General features: G+C 44.0%; 19 protein-coding genes. 11 read left to right on the plus strand and 8 right to left on the minus strand.

Translation table 11 applies throughout. The annotated features are described in order from the left end of the window. Positions 1-94 precede the first annotated feature (94 nt). The 8 genes from dnaK to EES38_RS14585 all read left to right on the plus strand — a co-directional run bounded on the left by dnaK (position 95) and on the right by EES38_RS14585 (position 8,175). Complete coding sequence (dnaK, locus tag EES38_RS14550) at positions 95-2,008, plus strand: molecular chaperone DnaK (protein ID WP_124937941.1); 1,914 nt, start codon at positions 95-97, stop codon at positions 2,006-2,008. A gap of 209 nt (positions 2,009-2,217) precedes the next feature. Further along, positions 2,218-3,366 carry a molecular chaperone DnaJ gene (gene dnaJ / locus EES38_RS14555; RefSeq protein ID WP_124937942.1) on the plus strand — a complete coding sequence of 383 codons (1,149 nt, stop codon included), beginning with the start codon at positions 2,218-2,220 and terminating at the stop codon, positions 3,364-3,366. 196 nt (positions 3,367-3,562) lie between these two features. After that, positions 3,563-4,564: a protein-methionine-sulfoxide reductase catalytic subunit MsrP gene (gene msrP, locus EES38_RS14560; protein ID WP_124937943.1), complete on the plus strand. Its 1,002-nt coding sequence runs from the start codon at positions 3,563-3,565 to the stop codon at positions 4,562-4,564. An 18-nt stretch (positions 4,565-4,582) separates the two neighbouring features. Continuing rightward, positions 4,583-5,188, plus strand: a complete 606-nt coding sequence (msrQ, locus tag EES38_RS14565) for a protein-methionine-sulfoxide reductase heme-binding subunit MsrQ (protein ID WP_124937944.1) — start codon at positions 4,583-4,585, stop codon at positions 5,186-5,188. 166 nt (positions 5,189-5,354) lie between these two features. Beyond that, on the plus strand, positions 5,355-5,867 hold the full coding sequence (locus tag EES38_RS14570) for a GspH/FimT family pseudopilin (RefSeq protein WP_124938044.1): 513 nt from the start codon (positions 5,355-5,357) through the stop codon (positions 5,865-5,867). After that, entirely contained in the window at positions 5,845-6,465 is a 621-nt protein-coding gene (locus tag EES38_RS14575; RefSeq protein WP_124937945.1) for a PulJ/GspJ family protein, read from the plus strand. The genes EES38_RS14570 and EES38_RS14575 overlap by 23 nt, the downstream gene beginning before the upstream one ends. 2 nt (positions 6,466-6,467) lie before the next feature. Next, positions 6,468-7,751, plus strand: a complete 1,284-nt coding sequence (locus EES38_RS14580; RefSeq protein WP_124937946.1) for a hypothetical protein — start codon at positions 6,468-6,470, stop codon at positions 7,749-7,751. Then, the gene (locus tag EES38_RS14585) at positions 7,741-8,175 is read left to right on the plus strand and encodes a type IV pilus modification PilV family protein (RefSeq protein ID WP_124937947.1); all 435 of its coding nucleotides are present in this window, start codon (positions 7,741-7,743) and stop codon (positions 8,173-8,175) included. Before EES38_RS14580 ends, EES38_RS14585 begins: the two co-directional genes overlap by 11 nt. A 6-nt stretch (positions 8,176-8,181) precedes the next feature. Here the strand turns inward: EES38_RS14585 and fghA are convergent, their stop codons facing one another. Together fghA and EES38_RS14595 are read right to left on the minus strand one after the other, a co-directional pair. Beyond that, the gene (gene fghA / locus EES38_RS14590) at positions 8,182-9,021 is read right to left on the minus strand and encodes an S-formylglutathione hydrolase (RefSeq protein ID WP_124937948.1); all 840 of its coding nucleotides are present in this window, start codon (positions 9,019-9,021) and stop codon (positions 8,182-8,184) included. Positions 9,022-9,073: 52 nt separating this feature from the next. Then, positions 9,074-10,207, minus strand: coding sequence for an S-(hydroxymethyl)glutathione dehydrogenase/class III alcohol dehydrogenase (locus tag EES38_RS14595; RefSeq protein WP_124937949.1), 1,134 nt, complete (start codon positions 10,205-10,207; stop codon positions 9,074-9,076). Between the two features lie 124 nt (positions 10,208-10,331). Between EES38_RS14595 and EES38_RS14600 the strand changes: the two genes are divergently transcribed. Next, positions 10,332-11,198, plus strand: a complete 867-nt coding sequence (locus EES38_RS14600; RefSeq protein WP_124937950.1) for a LysR family transcriptional regulator — start codon at positions 10,332-10,334, stop codon at positions 11,196-11,198. A gap of 31 nt (positions 11,199-11,229) precedes the next feature. Then, positions 11,230-11,751 (plus strand): tRNA adenosine(34) deaminase TadA, encoded by a 522-nt coding sequence (gene tadA, locus EES38_RS14605; RefSeq protein ID WP_124937951.1) that lies wholly within the window; start codon positions 11,230-11,232, stop codon positions 11,749-11,751. A gap of 137 nt (positions 11,752-11,888) precedes the next feature. On the opposite strand, the gene EES38_RS22635 is transcribed toward tadA, so the two are convergent. Both EES38_RS22635 and mltF read right to left on the minus strand, forming a co-directional pair. Continuing rightward, positions 11,889-12,020 carry a hypothetical protein gene (locus EES38_RS22635; protein ID WP_279432217.1) on the minus strand — a complete coding sequence of 44 codons (132 nt, stop codon included), beginning with the start codon at positions 12,018-12,020 and terminating at the stop codon, positions 11,889-11,891. Between the two features lie 179 nt (positions 12,021-12,199). Continuing rightward, positions 12,200-13,771: a membrane-bound lytic murein transglycosylase MltF gene (gene mltF / locus EES38_RS14610; protein WP_124937952.1), complete on the minus strand. Its 1,572-nt coding sequence runs from the start codon at positions 13,769-13,771 to the stop codon at positions 12,200-12,202. 298 nt (positions 13,772-14,069) lie between these two features. On the opposite strand from mltF, the gene purL reads away from it, so the two are divergent. Then, complete coding sequence (gene purL, locus EES38_RS14615) at positions 14,070-17,963, plus strand: phosphoribosylformylglycinamidine synthase (RefSeq protein WP_124937953.1); 3,894 nt, start codon at positions 14,070-14,072, stop codon at positions 17,961-17,963. A gap of 63 nt (positions 17,964-18,026) precedes the next feature. Here purL and katG read toward each other — a convergent pair whose 3' ends face one another. The 4 genes from katG to EES38_RS14630 all read right to left on the minus strand — a co-directional run bounded on the left by katG (position 18,027) and on the right by EES38_RS14630 (position 21,057). Continuing rightward, positions 18,027-20,240: a catalase/peroxidase HPI gene (gene katG / locus EES38_RS14620; protein ID WP_124937954.1), complete on the minus strand. Its 2,214-nt coding sequence runs from the start codon at positions 20,238-20,240 to the stop codon at positions 18,027-18,029. Between the two features lie 55 nt (positions 20,241-20,295). Continuing rightward, positions 20,296-20,457 carry a hypothetical protein gene (locus tag EES38_RS22205; protein WP_166434284.1) on the minus strand — a complete coding sequence of 54 codons (162 nt, stop codon included), beginning with the start codon at positions 20,455-20,457 and terminating at the stop codon, positions 20,296-20,298. A 202-nt stretch (positions 20,458-20,659) separates the two neighbouring features. Beyond that, the gene (locus tag EES38_RS14625) at positions 20,660-20,851 is read right to left on the minus strand and encodes a DUF4250 domain-containing protein (protein ID WP_124937955.1); all 192 of its coding nucleotides are present in this window, start codon (positions 20,849-20,851) and stop codon (positions 20,660-20,662) included. Continuing rightward, complete coding sequence (locus EES38_RS14630) at positions 20,851-21,057, minus strand: YaeP family protein (RefSeq protein ID WP_124937956.1); 207 nt, start codon at positions 21,055-21,057, stop codon at positions 20,851-20,853. The genes EES38_RS14625 and EES38_RS14630 overlap by 1 nt, the downstream gene beginning before the upstream one ends. Positions 21,058-21,120 lie beyond the last annotated feature (63 nt).

Consider the following 21,120-nt stretch of genomic DNA (forward strand, 5'->3'; position numbering starts at 1 on the left):
AAAGTAAGTGAGTAAGGGTTGAATCCCAAACCTCCAGCCCCATATAGGGGTATGTAAGACGAAAAAAAAACAGAATTTATTCGGAGATAGCCTGATGGGTAAAATCATTGGTATTGACTTAGGTACTACTAACTCATGTGTTGCTGTACTAGATGGTGACAAACCACGCGTAATCGAAAACGCAGAAGGCGAACGTACAACGCCTTCCATCATCGCGTACACTGATGGTGAAACTCTGGTTGGTCAACCAGCAAAACGTCAAGCTGTAACCAACCCAGAAAATACGCTATTTGCAATTAAGCGTTTAATTGGTCGTCGTTATGAAGACGAAGAAGTACAGCGTGACATTTCAATCATGCCATTCAAAATCGTGAAAGCGGACAATGGCGATGCTTGGGTTCAAGTAAAAGATCAAAAACTAGCAGCGCCTCAGATTTCTGCTGAAGTTTTGAAAAAAATGAAGAAAACAGCAGAAGATTTCCTAGGTGAGGAAGTAACTGGTGCTGTTATCACTGTTCCTGCTTACTTCAACGATGCTCAACGTCAAGCAACTAAAGATGCTGGTCGTATTGCAGGTCTTGACGTAAAACGTATCATCAACGAACCTACAGCAGCTGCACTTGCTTACGGTCTAGACAAAAAAGGTGGTGACCGCACAATCGCTGTTTACGACCTTGGTGGTGGTACATTTGATATTTCAATCATCGAAATCGATGAAGTTGAAGGCGAGAAAACGTTCGAAGTTCTTTCAACCAACGGTGACACTCACCTAGGTGGTGAAGACTTTGATAACCGCATGATCAACTACTTGGCTGACGAATTCAAGAAAGACCAAGGTCTTGATCTGAAAACTGATCCACTAGCAATGCAGCGTCTTAAAGAAGCTGCTGAGAAAGCGAAGATCGAACTGTCTTCTGCTCAATCAACAGATGTAAACTTACCGTACATCACTGCAGATGCTACAGGTCCTAAACACCTAAACATCAAAGTGTCTCGTGCGAAGTTAGAGTCTTTGGTTGAAGACCTAGTTCAACGTTCTCTTGAGCCGCTTAAAGTGGCACTTGCTGACGCAGACCTATCTGTAGGCGACATCACTGACGTAATCCTTGTTGGTGGTCAGACTCGTATGCCTATGGTTCAGGCGAAAGTTGCTGAGTTCTTCGGTAAAGAAGCTCGTCGTGACGTGAACCCTGATGAAGCGGTTGCTGTTGGTGCTGCTGTTCAAGGTGGTGTACTTGCGGGTGACGTGAAAGACGTTCTTCTTCTTGACGTAACTCCTCTGTCTCTAGGTATCGAGACAATGGGTGGAGTGATGACTAAACTCATCGAGAAGAACACAACTATCCCAACAAAAGCGAGCCAAGTTTTCTCGACTGCAGAAGACAATCAGAGTGCAGTAACGATTCACGTACTGCAAGGTGAACGTAAACAGGCGACTTACAACAAGTCTCTTGGTCAGTTCAACCTAGAAGGTATTAACGCTGCACCACGTGGTATGCCTCAAATCGAAGTTAGCTTTGACCTAGATGCGGATGGTATCCTATCTGTATCAGCGAAAGATAAGCAAACTGGTAAAGAGCAGAAAATCACTATCCAGGCTTCTGGTGGTCTAAGTGATGATGATATCGAGAAAATGGTTCAAGAAGCTGAAGCAAACAAAGAAGCGGACAAAAAGTTCGAAGAGTTAGCTACAGCACGCAACCAAGCGGATCAGATGATTCACGCAACTCGTAAACAAGTGACTGAAGCAGGTGATGCTCTACCAGCTGAAGACAAAGAGAAAATCGAAACTGCAATTAGCGAGCTAGAAACAGCTAAACGTGGTGAAGATAAAGCAGAAATCGACGCCAAAGTTCAGGCTTTGATGACTGCATCTCAAAAACTGATGGAAATCGCTCAGCAGCAAGCTCAAGCACAGCAAGGTGCAGGCGCTGAACAACAGTCTTCTTCTAAAGACGATGACGTTGTTGATGCCGAGTTTGAAGAGGTTAACGACGACAAGAAATAATCTCTGAACGTTGTTCAACGAGATCTTGTTGACACCTTTTTAAGGTAAAAACGGGCGTTTGGGGAGACTCTTACGCCCGTTAGTTTGTAAGCCGTGTCGGTTTAGGAAAGTAAAATTGCTATTTAACAATGGCTGATCATTTTCCTAAATCGATACATAAAGAGAGCGGTGACCGGCCGTTTTGCAGTAACAAATTGGTGACGAAGAACATGTCAAAACGTGATTTTTACGAAGTATTAGGCGTAAGCCGTGATGCCTCTGAGCGTGATATTAAAAAGGCCTATAAGCGCCTTGCGATGAAATTTCACCCTGACCGTAATCCAGGGGATGATACGGCGGCGGAGAAGTTTAAAGAAGTAAAAGAAGCGTATGAAGTGTTGACCGACGCTCAGAAAAAAGCAGCTTACGATCAGTATGGTCATGCTGCGTTTGAGCAAGGTGGCGGCGGCTTCGGCGGTGGCGGCTTTGGTGGCGGCGGCAGTGCTGATTTCGGTGATATCTTTGGTGACGTTTTCGGTGACATCTTTGGTGGCGGTCGTCGTGGCGGTGGTCAGGCGAGAGCGCAAAGAGGCGCAGACTTACGTTACAACATGGAGCTAAGCCTGGAAGAGGCTGTTCGTGGTTGTACTAAAGAAATCGAAATTCCGACACTTGTTCACTGCGATTCCTGTCATGGTAGTGGTTCTAAGTCCGGTAAGACCGAAACCTGTCCTACCTGTCATGGTCACGGTCAAGTGCAGATGCGTCAGGGTTTCTTTGCTGTTCAGCAAACCTGCCCGACTTGTCACGGTAGCGGTAAAATTATTAAAGATCCTTGCGATGTGTGTCATGGCAAGGGTCGTAAACAGAAAACGAAAACGCTTAATGTTAAAATTCCTGCTGGAGTTGATACTGGCGACCGTATTCGTCTTAATGGCGAAGGTGAAGCGGGAGAAATGGGTGCACCAGCGGGCGATTTATACGTTCAGGTTCATGTGAAAGAACACCATATTTTTGAACGTGATGGTAACAACTTGTACTGCGAAGTGCCTGTCAGCTTTGGTATGGCTGCATTGGGTGGTGAAGTTGAAGTACCGACACTCGATGGTCGTGTGAACCTAAAAGTACCAGCGGAAACGCAAACAGGACGTATGTTCCGTATGCGTGGCAAAGGCGTAAAAGGTGTTCGTGGTGGTGCTGTGGGTGATCTACTGGTCAAACTGGTTGTAGAAACGCCTGTGAACCTAAGCGCTCGTCAGAAAGAACTATTGAAAGAACTTGAAGAGTCTTGCGGTGGCGATGCGGCAAGCAAGCACAAACCGAAATCTGAAGGTTTCTTCAGCGGCGTAAAGAAGTTCTTTGATGATCTAACTAGCTAAGCTAGTTCATCGAAATGATTATGGCCAGATAGTATGACTATCTGGCCTTTTTGTTTTACGGGCACAAATAATCAGAAATGAGTGTAATGTTTTTCCTGTTAACACGTCTAATGAAGGAGAAAATTGGAAAAGTAACGAATTGAGAGATAGGGTTTAACTAAGCGACTCTCAATAAGATGAATCGATGGAGTAGATCATGATAATAAAGAACAAAGCCAAGTTGACTGAGGCTGATGTGACACCTGAGGAGATTTATCGGGCTAGACGTCACTTTATGAAAGGTTCGATAGCACTTGGAGCGACAGCTATGCTCCCTAGCATGCTGGTTAATGCTAAGCCAAGTGAAGTTGAAGGGGAGTTTAATCCATCGACCCCTGATTGGCTGCGTCAGCAAATTCATCTGGCTAAAGAGAACAGTTTGTCTATCGATGAATCATTAACGCCCTATCAGACAGTTACTCAGTACAATAATTTCTATGAATTTGGCTACAACAAAGAGGATCCCGAAAAAAATAGCGGTAAATTTCAACCTTATCCTTGGCAGGTCGAAATAGCAGGAGAAGTAGCTAAACCAGGTCAATATGCATTGGAAGACTTATTGAAAGGTATCGATCTCGAAGAGCGTATTTATCGTCTGCGTTGTGTTGAAGCATGGTCAATGGTGATTCCTTGGATTGGATTTCCTTTAGCGTCACTTCTAAAACGATTTGAACCAACCAGCCGTGCAAAATATGTGGCCTTTACGTCGGTAATGCGTCCGAAAGAAATGCCAGCTCAAGATAGTGTTTTTAGTTCAATTGAATGGCCTTATGTGGAAGGTCTGCGTATTGATGAGGCTATGCATCCCTTAACCATGATTGCTGTCGGACTTTATGGGAAGTCGTTACCAAATCAAAATGGCGCACCTTTTCGGTTAGTGGTTCCCTGGAAGTACGGGTTCAAAAGTATTAAGTCTGTTGTGAAAATCGAACTTAGGGAAACTGAGCCACCAACGACATGGAGTCAATTAGCGCCGAATGAATACGGCTTTTATGCTAACGTAAACCCTAATGTGGATCATCCTCGCTGGAGTCAGGCTGAAGAACGCCGATTACCTTCAGGTCTATTCCGTCCCAATATTATTCCCACCAAAATGTTTAATGGATATGAGGAAGTTGCTTCTCTCTATCAGGGGATGGATTTAAGAAAAAATTATTAGTCTTCATATAGGAAATCTATGAACGTAACACTGCGCCGTTGGGTTATTTTTATACTGGGTTGCCTCCCGTTACTTTTTCTTGTCTGGGGTGTTTATTCTCAAACATTGGGGGGAGACCCTGCTAAGGCTATTGTTTTGAGTACCGGTGAGTGGACGCTCAGAATTCTATTGGTCACTCTGGCTGTCTCCCCCTTGGCTCGTTATGCGCACCAGCGTTGGATTATGGTTCATCGAAGAATGATTGGGCTATTTGCGCTTTTCTATGCGTTACTACATTTACTGTCTTACTACCAGTTCATATTGGGCGGTGACCTCAGTTTGCTAGGTGCGGAGATAGTGAAACGTCCCTATATTCTCGTTGGTGCACCTGCGGTCATTATTCTGATTACTTTGGGTATCACATCAACAAAAGGTTGGATGAAACGCTTAGGTAAACGTTGGCAAACATTGCACAATTTTGTCTATCTGGCATTGGTTCTCGGCTGGGTTCACTTGTTTATGCAGGTTCGATCGAGTTATTACGAGTCGTTTCTTTATGGCGCACTTGCTGTCATCGTACTTAGTTTTCGCTGGCCTAAACTGCAAAAACGTTATCAATCAAGACAAAAGAGAATCTCACATTAAGTCTATTTAGCATCTCGTTATTCCGACCACCTTCACACAGAATCAACCGTATTGATTTTGAATTTTCTCCAGTTAGATAATTGATTTAGTTGGAGAAAATATCGCTCTTAAATTTACCCTCAATGGATTAATCTTATGTCTGTTATCAGCAGCTAAGAGAGCAGAGATGAGGCAAATAAAACAGTACGGATTCACGCTTATTGAACTCAGCCTTGTTATGGCGATTATCACTGGGCTGCTTACAATTGCTGTGCCCGATATGTTCAAACTGCGTTTATCCTCTGAGCGGAGAGAGTGTACTGCAGCTATCTATGGGCTTATACAGCATGCAAAAAGTCTGGCGGTCGCTACTAACCGTCCTTTATGGCTCCATATTCGTAACGAGTCGTTAGGTCAACAATGGCGTTTGTCTCTCACCAATACGGACAATATCCCATCGACTAGTAATACGGTTAGCGTTATTGATGCGATATCTTTTCCAAATATTGTGCTCGATGGCGCTTACTTGAACGATAAGCTGATGTTTTTTCCTGAGAGAGGGAAACTGTCGAGTGGTCACATTAAAATAGCGCTGCGTTCTCAACCAGGCTCACACCTAAAACTCATTACATCCTTTGGTGCGGCGCGCATACGTATTTGCAGTAACGGAATTCGATATGATGATTGGCCGAAGTGTTAACCGACAAGGTGGTTTCAGTTTGCTTGAGTTGATGGTTGCTGTATCGATCAGCTCTGTTTTGTTGGTCGGTGCGTCTCGTTGGATGATTATCGAATTGAAGCAACATCGTCATCTCATTGCGGACCTGTACTTGCGCCAACAAGTCACGATCGTAATGGATATTTTAACTCAACAAATAATGAAAGCTGGATTTTCGATAAAAAAGGGCAGCAGAGCGGTGTTGAGCGGCAGTCAATCTACTGTAGCTGTGAATTCTACAGGCGATACCCTTGCATTTATGTATGCGATCACTTCGGCTGTGGGTCAGTTTAGAACGATTAGTTATCAATTACGCAACAACCAACTTTATCTTTGCGAAAAACAAGTCTCGCATCCCATCACATTCAGCCTTGCCAGTCAGTCTTCAGCGAGCGCACCTTGTTATCTGGCGTTTGATACAAAGAGAATCAAAGTGCAGGACTTCATCGTCCAGTTAGCAAGCGTTAATACCTCAGTAGGGAGTAAACCTGTACTCATCAATATTGAATTGAAAGCGTCATTAGTGTCATCACCAAGCACGAAATTTGGTTTGAGCCAATCCGTTTTGATAAGGAATTGATCATGAAGGATCAGTCTGGAGCAGTGAGTCTATTGGTTGTGGTTATTCTGTTAAGTACGATTTCAGTTTTATCCCTGTCGTCGGTTCGAACTCTGATTCAAGATATTCATATCAGTCACACGAGAATTGAGCGGGATACGCACCGTTGGCTACTACGAGGTATTAGTAATTGTGTCACGACGTTGATTGCTGAGAAACCTTTTGCCGAAGTATTCAACGTATGTAGGGGGAATAACACTGTAACAGTGGATGTATCAAAAGGATTAGTCCGAGATGTATTGATTGAAAGTGGAGAAGTTGAGTTTTCGGTTGAGCTACCGACCGCCAATAGATCCGGTGTTATCAAAAGCTCGATGGATCTGATATTTCCCAATGTGTTATCGATTAACCCAGATCCCGGTACAAAGACGGCTTCTGCTGAATGGCAATGTCGTTCGCTACGATATTCGGGTTCTCTGTATTTTCAACAGCTTTCAACGTATCCGTTATCAATGGCACCATTTTCGCCTGTGTGGGGATTTCTCCCTTCAATGGAAAGTTGTGCGTCTGAACATTATACCGTGGGTGCCACAAGTGTATCTTCCTTTAAATCTGATTATCTTGCTGATGCTGGCTATAAACCGTTCACTGATTTATGGGATGTTAATGAGTCAGATTGGTTTTTATTGATGAAAAATGATGAAGTTGGCCATGCTCCTTCAACACTAGAGCTTTTAGGGAGCCATAGATTGATTGCCACTAAGGCCGAAGACTTGCCTGTTCCAGCCGCTAATGTGAATTGCGCAAATGGAATCGTAGAGCAAATTCAGCGTAGTCGGCGAATTATCTGGGTATATGGAGGATGTGGATTGGATGAGCAGGGCGTCAGTACGATCAATAATGCAGTTCAAACCTACTTTTCTCATGGTGGCGTCATCCTAGTTTTTCATAATGGTCCGCTGTATATAAATGCGAGCACTGCTTTAAACGCCTTAGTGATGGTATTCCAGTCGCAGTTAGCCACGGATTTAACCTCGCAGTGGCAATCATTGGGATTAGAGAGTCAGGTTAACGATGATATTTCATTATTACCGTTTCCCTCTTTGCAGGCGAGTCAAACGCTCGCTTCTCTTGCCTTTGTGCAGAAGGGAACGACCTATCCTAAAGGTGGATTGATTTTGGCGGGAAAAGGTTATCAGGCACTCATACAGTCATCTTATTTCGCTTATCAAAAAGATCTGATTGTTGAAGCGTTAGCTATGGTTCGTCCAGTAGAGGTCGTTGAGGGATCATGGTATGAAGAATGAGCGAGGTATCACGTTAATTGAAGTTTTGTTCTGTGTGGCATTAATGACAATAACCCTATTGGGTACAGTGAAGGTAAAGAACCGTATAGTTCAAAACGCCACACAGACTCAACATCGTTTGTATGCATATCACTTAGCAAATAAACAGCTTCAGAGTTGGCAGTTATGCGGTGTGAATTGGTCTACGAGTGCGTCATTAGTCAATGTGTGTACTTCATTTGATGAGATAGTGGCGAATCAGAAGAATGAATCAGGTTACGCAATAAAAGCGGATGTTACACCGTTGATCCTATCAAACAGTGGTCAAGCGTTACTCAAGAGTGTACATATCGAAGTGTCTTGGTATGAAGGAAAGGGAAATAAGCGGAAAGTTGAGGTGAGCAGCCTGTTTTCTCGACTGAACCCATTTTTCTCTCCGCTGTGAATACCTTTATTTCAGATAACGAGCATGGAACTCTAGGTGGTCAGAAATAAAACTCTGAATAAAGTAGTAGCTGTGGTCATAGCCGGGTTGCATTCTCAGTGTTAACTCACTACCTGACGCTTTAGCTGCTTGCTCTAGACAATGAGGTTTAAGCTGCTCATCAAGGAAATTATCCGCTTCGCCTTGGTCTACTAAAATTGGTAAGCGACACCCTATAGACTTAAGTAGCTCTGCTGCATCGTATTGAAGCCATTGCTTACTCTCTGAACCCAGATAAGCCGTGAACGCTTTTTTGCCCCAAGGACAATCCATTGGATGACTGATTGGGCTGAATGCAGAAATTGAGCTGTATTTATCTGCGTTTTTGATGCCGATTGTTAGAGCTCCGTGACCTCCCATACTGTGACCTGCAATTGAACGCTTGTTGGTCACGGGAAAATACTCTTCAATTAGCGCTGGCAGTTCATGAACTACGTAATCGTACATCTGGTAGTGTTGTTTCCACGGCTCTTGAGTTGCATTGAGGTAGAATCCAGCGCCAAGTCCCAGGTCATAACTCCCTTCAGGATCATCAGCAACACCTTCCCCTCTGGGGCTCGTATCTGGAGCCACAATTACTAAGCCTAATTCTGACGCTTTACGAAAAGCAGCCGCCTTTTGCATGAAGTTTTCATCGCTACAGGTTAACCCTGATAACCAGTAAACAACGGGGGCTGGATGATCGTTCGATACGGTCTCAGGAATAAAGACGGCAAAGCGCATTGAACAATTCAGAACTTTCGATGTATGAGTGTACTGTTTTTGCCAACCACCGAAGACTTTGTTTTGACTGATATTTTCGAGCATAGATCTATCCTTTTAGTGCCTCTGGTACAGAGGCACTTTGTCTGGCTAGTGATTAGTCTTGAAAATGAATAACAGAACGGATGCTTTCGCCTGCGTGCATCAAATCAAATGCGTTGTTGATATCTTCAAGTGGCATAGTGTGAGTGATGAAATCTTGTAAACCAAATTCACCCTTTAGATATTGCTCTACAATGCCTGGAAGTTGAGAGCGACCTTTCACACCACCAAACGCACTACCACGCCATACTCGTCCAGTAACAAGCTGGAATGGTCTGGTTGAAATTTCCTGACCTGCACCAGCAACACCGATAATTACGGATTCGCCCCAGCCTTTGTGGCAACATTCTAATGCCTGGCGCATGACGTTAACGTTACCGATACATTCGAATGAGAAATCCACGCCACCGTCAGTCATTTCGATGATCAGTTCCTGAATTGGCTTATCGAAGTTTTTAGGGTTAATACAGTCAGTTGCGCCCAATTTTCTTGCCAGATCAAACTTAGATTCGTTGATATCAATACCAATGATACGGCCTGCACCAGCCATTTTTGCGCCGATAATAGCTGACAAACCAATACCACCCAGACCAAAGATCGCGACTGAGTCACCCGGTTGTACTTTTGCTGTATTGAGAACGGCACCCATACCAGTAGTTACACCACAGCCTAGCAAGCACACTTCTTCTAGTGGTGCTTCTTTGCTTACTTTTGCCAGAGAAATTTCTGGTAAAACTGTATATTCAGAGAATGTTGAACAACCCATGTAGTGATAAATTGGCTGACCGTCTATATAGAAACGGGTCGTACCATCAGGCATCAGACCTTTACCTTGAGTCTCACGGACAGCGCTACACAAGTTGGTTTTACCTGATTTACAGAATTTACACTCACCACATTCAGCGGTGTATAGAGGAATTACGTGATCGCCGACTTCTACGCTGGTAACACCTTCGCCGATCATTTCTACGATACCGCCGCCTTCATGGCCTAGAATCGATGGAAAAACACCTTCAGGATCGTCGCCAGAAAGCGTAAATGCGTCAGTGTGACACACACCAGATGCTACGATGCGGACAAGGACTTCACCTGCTTTAGGTAGCATGACATCAACTTCTTCCATTTTTAATGGTTGATTTGGCCCCCATGCCACAGCAGCCTTAGATTTAATAAATTTAGGTTCCGACATTGTAATTCCTCATTATAAAAATTGTTTATCTGGCTTTTGCCTGTTTAAACAGTATAGGTGTTTTCATTATTTTTATAATCGGGGCATAATAAGAATTACTTTTACAATATTGTAATAATAAATCATGGCGAACTGGGAAGGGATCAGCGAATTTGTCTCCGTTGCGGATACAGGAAGTTTTACCAAGGCGTCTGAGAGGCTTAATACCTCAGTGGCTAACGTGAGTCGCAGGGTTGCGGCTCTGGAAGAGCGATTGGCGGTAAAACTCTTGATTCGTACCACAAGAAAAGTGTCTTTAACGGAGGCGGGTAATATTTATTACGCGCAGTGTAAACAGCTTTTAGACGGATTAGAGCAAGCTGACTTAGCGGTAACGAAAATGCAAAGTGCACCGATGGGCCGGCTTAAAATAACGGCTCCGGTCACTTATGGCGAAAGAATGATTGCTCCTTGTCTGCACAATTTTCTACAGCTTTATCCGCAATTAGAGTTAGAGTTAATTTTGACCAATAAACGTCTAGATATGGTCGAGCAGGGGATTGATATTGCAATTCGCTTAGGACAGTTAAGCGACTCAAGCTTTGTTGGAAAAAAGCTCAGGCCTAGAACGCTGCATGTTTGTGGCAGTCCTGACTACTTTAACCGTTATGGTATTCCGCATGCGCTTTCAGAGTTATCTCATCACCAATGTTTAGTTGGTACATACGACCATTGGCGCTTTAAAGATAATCAACATGCACGGAGTATGGGGATTCATGGAAGAGTTCGTTGTAACAGTGGAATGGTTCTGCTTGATGCGGCTCTTAAAGGAATGGGAATAGCGCAGTTACCGGATTACTACGTGAAAGACTATATCGACTCTGGACAATTAGTCGAGGTATTACATCATTACCGAGATGACAGGGAAGGGGTATGGGCTGTTTATCCTAAAAATCGTCACATGTCGCCTAAAGTAAGAACGGTCGTTGATTATCTGGCAGAATGGTTATAATACCGTTTCACTCTCATATACCGAAGCAAAGATGAAAGAACAAAGTACACAATTTTCAGCTCAGGATGAGCACTTTATGCGTAGAGCAATGGAACTTGCTCATGAAGCTGAGAAAAATGGCGAAGTCCCCGTTGGTGCGGTACTTGTGCTCGATGATGTCATTATTGCTGAGGGATGCAATCAGTCGATAGGTTGTCATGACGCTACAGCGCATGCTGAAGTTGAAGTCATCCGTAAGGCCGGACAAAGGTTAGAAAACTATCGATTAGTGAATACCACGTTGTACGTTACTCTTGAACCGTGTCCGATGTGTGCTGGTGCTCTGCTTCATAGCCGGGTAAAGCGTATTGTATATGGAGCGCCAGATCTGAAAGCTGGAGCCGCTGGTACGGTGCTTGATTTGTTCAACACGGATGCAGCTTATCACTACGCGCAAGTTGAGTCAGGGCTGTTAGAGGATGAGTGTCGTGAGCAACTACAAAGCTTCTTTAAACGCCGCCGCAAAGAAATTAAAGATAAGAAAAAGACAAATAGAGCAGAAGAATCAAAATAATTTGAGTGTCGTCCTCGGTATAAGCCCATGATTTTGGAGTAATACCGACTCTACACATGCACAGATTGATGTTTGAAGAGTTCAACTGGTGTTGAGAAGACGACAGTATGACGGCCTGAAGAGGCCTTTAGTGTGGTTTATGCTGTAAGTTGAACAAAAGCACGATGACGAGCGAAGATTTTTTTCTTGCTGTTCATTAGTTTACGTTTACGGCGGAATGCCGCAGTGCCTTTCCAAAGATTTCTTGATTGCTTACGTCTTTTGAGCATAAAACAACCCCCTTATATTTCGTTTATTATGTTTGTCTCTAATTTTCTTTGATTAGAGTGCCTACTTTGTTTTTATATTCTTCGATACAAAAAAGGTGATAAGCGTTCCTATGCTCATCACCTTTCTACAAATAAGGGTTTATTGATTAAAAATCAAGCCTTTCAGCTATTATCCTGCCTTATTTTTTCTTATCTTGAGTGTCAGTTTTATTTGTTTGACTTTCCATTTGCAGATCATCTTCTATTTCTTTACCAATTTGTTCCGGATTATTGTTATTTTCCGGAGTGAAAGATGTTGCTTTAATAACTTTTAAGTCATTGATATCACTATCATTATTCGACGTATCTTGTTGTTCGATATGTCCAATGATGCTTTGATAATACTGACGGATATTCTCTACGTAAGCTTTGGCTTCGTTACCTCTGGCGTATCCGTAGCGAGTCTGACGGAAATACTTTTGTTGTTGCAGTAGAGGTAGACGATCTTTTACATCACTCCAAGAATCCGGATCACCCCCTTGTGATTTGGTCAATCGCCTTGCATCCATCATATGGCCATATCCCATGTTATAGGACGCGAGGGCAAACCAAATTTTTTCATGTTCTGGAATTGAGTCCGGTATTCTTGCGACCATACGACGTAAATATTCTACGCCACCGCGAATTGACTGTTCTGGGTTAAGTCGATTGGCGACACCGACGCTTTTAGCGGTAGGCAACGTCAACATCATCATTCCCCGTACCCCTGTTGGCGATATGGCTCGCGGATTCCAGTGAGATTCCTGATAGGACAGAGCGGCAACCAGTCGCCAGTCGAATTCATCAGAATACTTTTGAAATACGGGTGTCCAATCAGGCAACGTTGTTTCTAGCGCGCGAATAAAGGCTCTTGTATCGACATAATCAAACGTTCTGACATGGCCAATATACTTTTCTTCTAGTTGAGCGAGAATTCCGGATTGTTTTTCATTACCGAAGAACTCAATCATTAGTGCATAAAGACTTTCATCGTCAGAGCGACGGATATACCAGGAAATGGGCTGATCTTCTGTCAGCTCAAACGCGGTAGCAAGATCGGGATAGACGCGCTGTGCCAGCGAGACCTCGACAGAATCCGCCAAGGTAAACATTAACTTTCCTTCTGAAACTTGTTTGAGCAGATCATTGATATCTGAGTCAGCTCGTAACTCATAAGTAAAGTTTGGATAACTCTTTTGGGCTTGAACGAGCGTGTTCTTGAGATGGCTATCGTCGACTATAGCGAATATTGTTTCATCCGGGCTTTCTTCTGCGAGTCGAGCCTGGCGAGAAACAATCTGTTTGATGCTACGTGGTTTCCACTGTCCTTGCCGGTAGACAACCTGTTGGCTGACATAGTAATAGGCAGGTCCTGCACGAAAGCGTTTTATACGTGAAAGCGTTTGGGTCTGGCCCGCGGCAATAATATCAATTTCGCCCCTTTTTAACGCTGGAAAGAGGGCGGAGACACGAAATACGGGTTTGATTTCTAGTTTGACACCTAGTTCATTCGCAAAATCTCTTGCGAGTTCGTAATCAATACCGGATGGGCCATCAGGGCCGATAAAGTAGGAAAGTTGGTTGTTAACGACGCCAACTCTTAATACACCGCGCTCACGAATTTTATCTAAGTCACTTTGAGGCTTTGAATCAATCTGGCAACCTGATAGGGCAACGATGAGAAAAACAAAGACGAGACTCTTTAGAAAATGGCGATAATTAATTAATGTCATTTATGAGTAATCTCTGGCTTACATACTCATCTTTTATAACAAAGGAGAAATGAAGCGCAACTATTTGGTTTAAGATTTTCGAGTAGGATACAACTAAGCTTCTGTTATGGGCAAATTTCAAAATAAATAAAAAAAATGACGCAAACGGTTGCGTTGGGTGTTACATCACAAAAGTAATTCCTTTATAATGCGCCCGCAGAGGAAAGGTAAGATTGGTATAAATATCAAGGAATACATTTTAAATTATTGAATTTATTCCAATATTACCTTAATTAACAGCAAATAGAGACCTAAGCACATGAGAATTTTGCGCGGTTCCCCAGCTCTTTCAGAGTTTCGAGTTAACAAACTTCTTGATCAATGTCGTGAGCTAAACCTCCCAGTGAGTGGTATTTATGCCGAATTCATGCATTTCGCTAACCTCACTGCCGACCTTGATAGCCAGGAAATTGATAAGCTAGAAAAACTGCTTACCTACGGGCCGACTATTGAGGAACATCAGCCAGAAGGTCTTCTATTCTTGGTTACCCCTCGTCCAGGTACGATCTCTCCTTGGTCTTCTAAATCAACTGATATCGCACGTAACTGTGGATTGGAAAAAGTAAAACGCTTAGAACGCGGTACAGCTTATTATGTTGAAATATCGGCTGAACTATCAGTAGAGCAAGTCTCAGCATTACACGGTTTAATTCATGACCGAATGATGGAAACGGTATTCACAGAACTTGAAGCGGCCTCTGCGCTTTTCTCTGTTGCAGAACCAGCACCGTTTACTCCTGTTGATATCTTATCTGGTGGCCGTAAAGCACTTGAAGAAGCAAACGTTTCTTTGGGACTGGCTCTGGCAGAAGATGAAATTGATTATCTGGTTGAGAACTTTACTAAGTTGGGTCGTAACCCAAATGATATCGAATTAATGATGTTTGCTCAGGCAAACTCAGAGCATTGTCGCCATAAAATCTTTAATGCGGACTGGACTATTGATGGTGTTAAACAAGAGAAATCTCTGTTTAAGATGATCAAAAACACCTACGAAAATAACTCGGACTATGTGTTGTCGGCTTATAAAGATAACGCAGCGGTGATGACAGGTTCTAAAGTTGGTCGTTTCTTCCCAGATCCACAATCACGTCAATACAACTATCATCATGAAAATGCGCACATTTTGATGAAAGTTGAAACCCATAACCACCCAACAGCGATTTCTCCTTGGCCTGGTGCTTCTACAGGTAGTGGCGGTGAAATTCGTGATGAAGGCGCGACAGGTATTGGTGGTAAGCCAAAAGCCGGTTTGGTTGGATTCTCCGTATCTAACTTACGTATTCCAGGTTTTGAACAGCCTTGGGAAACCGATTTTGGTAAGCCAGGTCGTATCGTTAATGCGTTAGATATCATGATTGAAGGTCCTTTGGGTGGCGCTGCATTTAACAACGAATTTGGTCGTCCAAACCTATTGGGGTACTTCCGTACTTACGAAGAAAAAGTGACTTCTCATGCGGGTGAAGAAATCCGTGGTTACCACAAGCCAATTATGATTGCTGGTGGTATGGGTAATATCCGTGAAGAGCACGTAGAGAAAAAAGAAATCCCAGTTGGTGCTAAGCTAATCGTGCTTGGTGGGCCAGCAATGAATATCGGCCTTGGTGGCGGTGCAGCTTCTTCTATGGCATCTGGTCAGTCTTCCGAAGATCTTGACTTCGCGTCAGTGCAACGTGAAAACCCTGAAATGGAACGTCGTTGTCAGGAAGTTATCGACCGTTGCTGGCAGCTAGGAGAAAACAACCCAATCGCATTTATTCACGATGTCGGCGCGGGCGGTATTTCAAACGCATTACCTGAGCTTGTGAACGATGGTGACCGCGGCGGTAAATTCCAACTTCGTGACGTTCCAAACGATGAACCAGGCATGAGCCCTCTTGCTATTTGGTGTAACGAATCTCAAGAGCGCTATGTTCTTGCGGTTGCAACAGAGCATATGGCTGAGTTTGATGCGATTTGTAAACGTGAGCGCGCACCATACGCTGTTGTTGGTGAAGCGACTGAAGAGCGTCATTTGACTCTGGAAGACTCTCATTTTGACAATACGCCAATTGATATGCCAATGGACATTCTGTTAGGTAAGCCGCCTAAGATGTCTCGTGAAGCAACAACACTCAAGGTAGAAGGTCAGGCGATTGCTCGTGACGGTATTGAACTCAATGAAGCTGTAGATCGCGTACTGCGCCTGCCGGCTGTTGCTGAAAAAACATTCCTTATCACTATTGGTGACCGCAGTGTAACAGGGCTAGTAGCGCGTGATCAGATGGTTGGTCCATGGCAGGTTCCTGTGGCGAACTGTGCTGTAACCGCAGCAAGTTTCGATACTTACCACGGTGAAGCAATGTCAATGGGTGAGCGTACTCCTGTTGCCTTGCTTGATTTTGGTGCCTCTGCACGTTTAGCTGTTGCTGAGTCTCTAACGAATATTGCATCAACTGATATCGGTGATCTAAACCGTATTAAACTGTCTGCTAACTGGATGTCTCCTGCGGGGCACCCAGGTGAAGATGCAGGTCTATATGAAGCGGTAAAAGCAGTTGGTGAAGAATTATGTCCGGCGCTTGGGTTGACTATCCCTGTGGGTAAAGACTCTATGTCTATGAAGACCAAGTGGGAGCAGGATGGCGAACAAAAAGAAGTCACATCACCTCTTTCTTTAGTTATCACTGCATTTGCTCGTGTTGAAGACGTTCGTAAAACAGTGACGCCTCAGCTTCGTACAGATGAAGGCGAAACGAGCCTAATCGCTATCGATCTTGGTCAAGGCCAAAACCGTATGGGTGCGACTGCGCTAGCTCAGGTTTATAAACAGTTGGGTGATAAGCCTGCCGACGTAGACAGCCCTGAGCTTCTAAAAGGCTTCTTTAACGCGGTTCAATCTCTGGTTCGTGACGATAAACTTGTTGCTTACCACGATAAAGGTGATGGCGGTTTATTTGTCACTCTTGCTGAAATGGCGTTTGCTGGTCACTGCGGTGTGAATGTTGCACTAGACTCACTTGGTTCTGATGCGCTTTCAATTCTTTTCAACGAAGAATTGGGTGCGGTTGTTCAGGTTAAGAATGATGACGTTGAGTCTGTTCTGGCTGAACTTGGCAAACATGGCTTGGCTGCATGTTCTCATGTGATTGGTTCTGTTGCTGCGAATGACACTATCGTCATGACATTAGCTGGTGAGACTGTGATTGAACGTTCTCGCACTGAGCTACGTACCATTTGGGCTGAAACAACGCATAAAATGCAGGCTCTACGTGACAATCCAACGTGTGCAGACCAAGAATTTGAAGCGAAGAAAAACGACCAAGATCCTGGTTTGAACGTGAACCTTAGCTTTGACGTAAACGAAGATATTGCGGCACCATTTATTGCGACTGGTGCGCGTCCTAAGATGGCAATTCTACGTGAACAAGGTGTTAACTCACACGTTGAAATGGCTGCAGCATTTGACCGTGCAGGTTTTGACTCTATCGATATCCACATGAGTGATGTACTGAGTGGACAAATTTCGTTAGACGAGTACAAAGGCCTTGTGGCATGCGGTGGTTTCTCTTACGGTGACGTATTGGGCGCAGGTGAAGGTTGGGCTAAATCTATCCTGTTTAACAACCAAGCGCGAGATATGTTCGAAGGTTTCTTTAAGCGTGAAGATACATTTGCACTAGGCGTATGTAATGGTTGTCAGATGTTGTCCAATCTACGTGACCTGATTCCTGGTGCTGATTTATGGCCACGTTTCGTGCGCAATGAATCAGAACGTTTTGAAGCTCGCTTTAGCTTAGTTGAAGTTCAACAGTCCGATTCTGTATTCTTCAACGGTATGGCGGGATCTCGTTTACCGATTGCTGTTTCTCACGGTGAAGGTCGAGTAGAAGTTCGTGATGCTTCTCACCTGAGTGCTATTGAGCAGTCTGGTACAGTTGCTGTCCGCTTCGTGGATAACTTTGGTAATGCAACACAGCAATATCCAAATAACCCGAATGGTTCACCAAACGCGATTACTGGTTTGACTACAGCTGATGGTCGAGTAACGATCATGATGCCTCACCCAGAACGTGTTTTCCGCACTGTTGCTAACTCATGGCACCCTGATTCATGGGGCGAAAACGGCGCTTGGATGCGTATGTTCCAAAACGCACGTAAGAATGTGGGCTAATCACATTTAGCACGATATAAAATAGAAGGGCTGGTATATCACCAGCCCTTTTTTATGTTGCTATTACTTCAGATCAAAACGGTCAGCGTCCATCACTTTGACCCACGCTTTAACAAAATCGGAGATAAACTTATCCTCTGCGTCGTCTCCTGCGTATACTTCTGATAATGCTCTTAATTGAGAGTTAGAACCAAAGACCAGATCAACGCGGGTAGCCGTCCACTTCTTAGAACCACTGGTACGGTCAAAACCGTCAAACTTCTCCGCTTCAGGTGATGTTGGTCGCCAAACAGTATCCATATCAGTCAGATTCACAAAGAAATCATTCGTTAAAACGCCAGGTCGAGTAGTAAACACACCATCCTGAGACTGGTTATAATTCACGTCCAACACTCGCATCCCGCCTATGAGTACGGTCATTTCAGGTGCTGTCAGGGTAAGAAGTTGCGCTTTATCAAGTAGCATTTCTTCAGCGGGTACTGTAAAGGCCGTTTTTAGGTAATTACGGAAGCCATCCGCCACAGGCTCAAGGACTGAGAATGAGTCAACATCTGTCTGTCCCTCAAACGCATCCATACGACCAGGATGGAATGGAACCGTAATATGTTTACCTGCGGCTTGAGCTGCTTTCTCAATGCCGACTGAACCGCCAAGGACGATCAGGTCTGCTATTGAGATCCCTTTGTTACCAGTCTGTTTTTGATTAAACTCATTTTGAATGCTTTCATAGACACCCAACACTTTATCTAACTGAACGGATTGATTGACTTCCCAGTCTTTCTGAGGAGCGAAACGAATCCTTGCGCCGTTGGCACCACCACGTTTATCTGAGCCACGGAAAGTCGCTGCAGAAGACCATGCGGTGTAAACGAGCTCAGATATTGATAGTCCAGACTCGAGAATGACTTCTTTTAGTTTAGAAATGTCGTGGTCGGATACCAAAGCATGATCGACAGACGGAATGGGATCTTGCCAAATCAAGTCTTCATCAGGTACTTCTGAGCCTAAATAACGCACTTTCGGCCCCATATCACGGTGTGTCAGCTTAAACCACGCTCGAGCAAAGGCATCATCAAACTCTTCTGGGTTATCTTTAAAATGAAGCGCTATTTTCCGAAACTCAGGGTCTTCACGCATCGCCATATCGGCGTCTGTCATCATAATACCGACTCTAATCGCATCATCTTCCGGGTCAGGTGCGGTATCGGAATCAGCAAGACCGATTGGCTTCCATTGATTCGCTCCAGCAGGACTTTTTGTTGGTTCCCATTCATACTTGAATAGTACATCGAGATAAGAGTAGTCCCAGACTGTTGGGGTTGGCGTCCACGCTCCTTCGACTCCGCTAGTAATGGTGTCTCTACCATGGCCACTGCCATAGGTACTTATCCAACCAAGTCCCATCTGCTCTATCGGTGCAGCTTCAGGATCGGGACCAACTAAACTCGCGTCACCTGCACCGTGGGTTTTACCAACAGTGTGACCACCAATGGTGAGCGCTGCTGTTTCGTAGTCATCCATACCCATACGACCAAACGTATCACGTAAGTCTTTTGCTGTTCCAAGAGGATTCAATTCACCATCTGGACCTTCAGGATTGACATAGATAAGACCCATTTGAGTCGCGGCGAGAGGGTTTTCTAAGTCACGTTCACCGGTGTAACGGTTTTTATTACCTAGCCATACGTCTTCCGCACCCCAGTATATATCTTCTTCTGGTTCCCAAATATCTTCTCGACCACCACCAAAACCAAAGGTTTTTAATCCCATCGATTCATAGGCAACGTTACCGGTTAAGATAAACAGATCCGCCCAGGAAAGGCTATTGCCGTATTTCTTTTTAACAGGCCAAAGCAGACGCCTTGCTTTATCAAGGTTACCGTTATCAGGCCAACTGTTCAAAGGTGCAAATCGTTGATTACCTGTAGAACCGCCCCCGCGACCATCACCAGTACGGTAGGTACCAGCAGAGTGCCAGGCCATACGAATCATAAATGGACCATAATGGCCGTAGTCAGCAGGCCACCATGATTTCGAGTCGGTAAGAACAAATTCAATATCCTGTTTTACCTGTTTTAAATCGAGTGTGTTGAAGGCCGCCGCATAATCGAAATCCTCCCCCATGGGGTTCGATTTCTTGTCGTTCTGATGTAGGATTTTGAGATTGAGCTGATTTGGCCACCAATCACTGTTAGTGGTAGCTTCACTTTTCAGCCGAGTATTACTTCCGTGCATGACAGGGCATCTTCCGCCATGACTCTTGTTATTGTTATCCATCTAAGTCTCCTGTTTCATCCGCAACATTTCGTTGTTGATATTGAATGTTTGCTTATCAGTTATAAAAGAATTGCCAAAATGAGCGATCGTCTTCTTCCGCCAAGGCAGTAATTAAAAGGAATTGATCGTTCTCGAATGACGAATTATCGGTATGTTCCCGAAGAACTACTGAGTGTAGAGCTGATACATTTTCATTTAATTCTTGACTGTCTGGCATTGGAATACCCTTGATACCTCTGACTAAAGTATTAATAAGTATAAGCACAGTTTTTTAATCGTGAGAGATGGATTTATCTATCTTATTGATAGCCAAAACCTTTGATTTTAAGTGAGTATTGAAACAGTGACACAGGTAGAGAAAATAAGGTGAGTTTTGCGAGAAGTGTCGTGTAAATAGGGTATCTAGTACCCTATTTAGATTAGCGAAACTGGCCTGCTTCTGGAAGGAAGTCAAAACCAGCAGCAGAGAGTTTTTTTATGAGTTTTTCTTTATCGATGTCATGTACTGACACGAGTTTATCGAGATCCCCATCGAAGTCGTCACGTAGCTTGGTATTAACTAGGCTAAACAACAGAATAGGGTCCATATTTTCGTAATTCGCTAAATTCATTATTCATCCTCAAAATCAGATATGAGAAGGTTCGCTGCAGCAAAAGCGGCTTTGTCTCTTGTTGTTTGAGGAAGAGATTCATCAGCTGCAATATCATCCAATGCTTTTACAGCGCATGTTATTGCCTGAGGCACATACCCCTGATCTCCGCTTCCAATTTGTGAGTACAGTTCCCGAACTAAATCACAGCAATCGTAGACTCTCATGGTCATTTACCCTTTAAATGATAACTGATCTCAATATACACGGTCACTTAATGAATGACAAAG

Source organism: Vibrio viridaestus, from assembly GCF_003856525.1.
Taxonomy (GTDB): Bacteria; Pseudomonadota; Gammaproteobacteria; order Enterobacterales; family Vibrionaceae; genus Vibrio; species Vibrio viridaestus.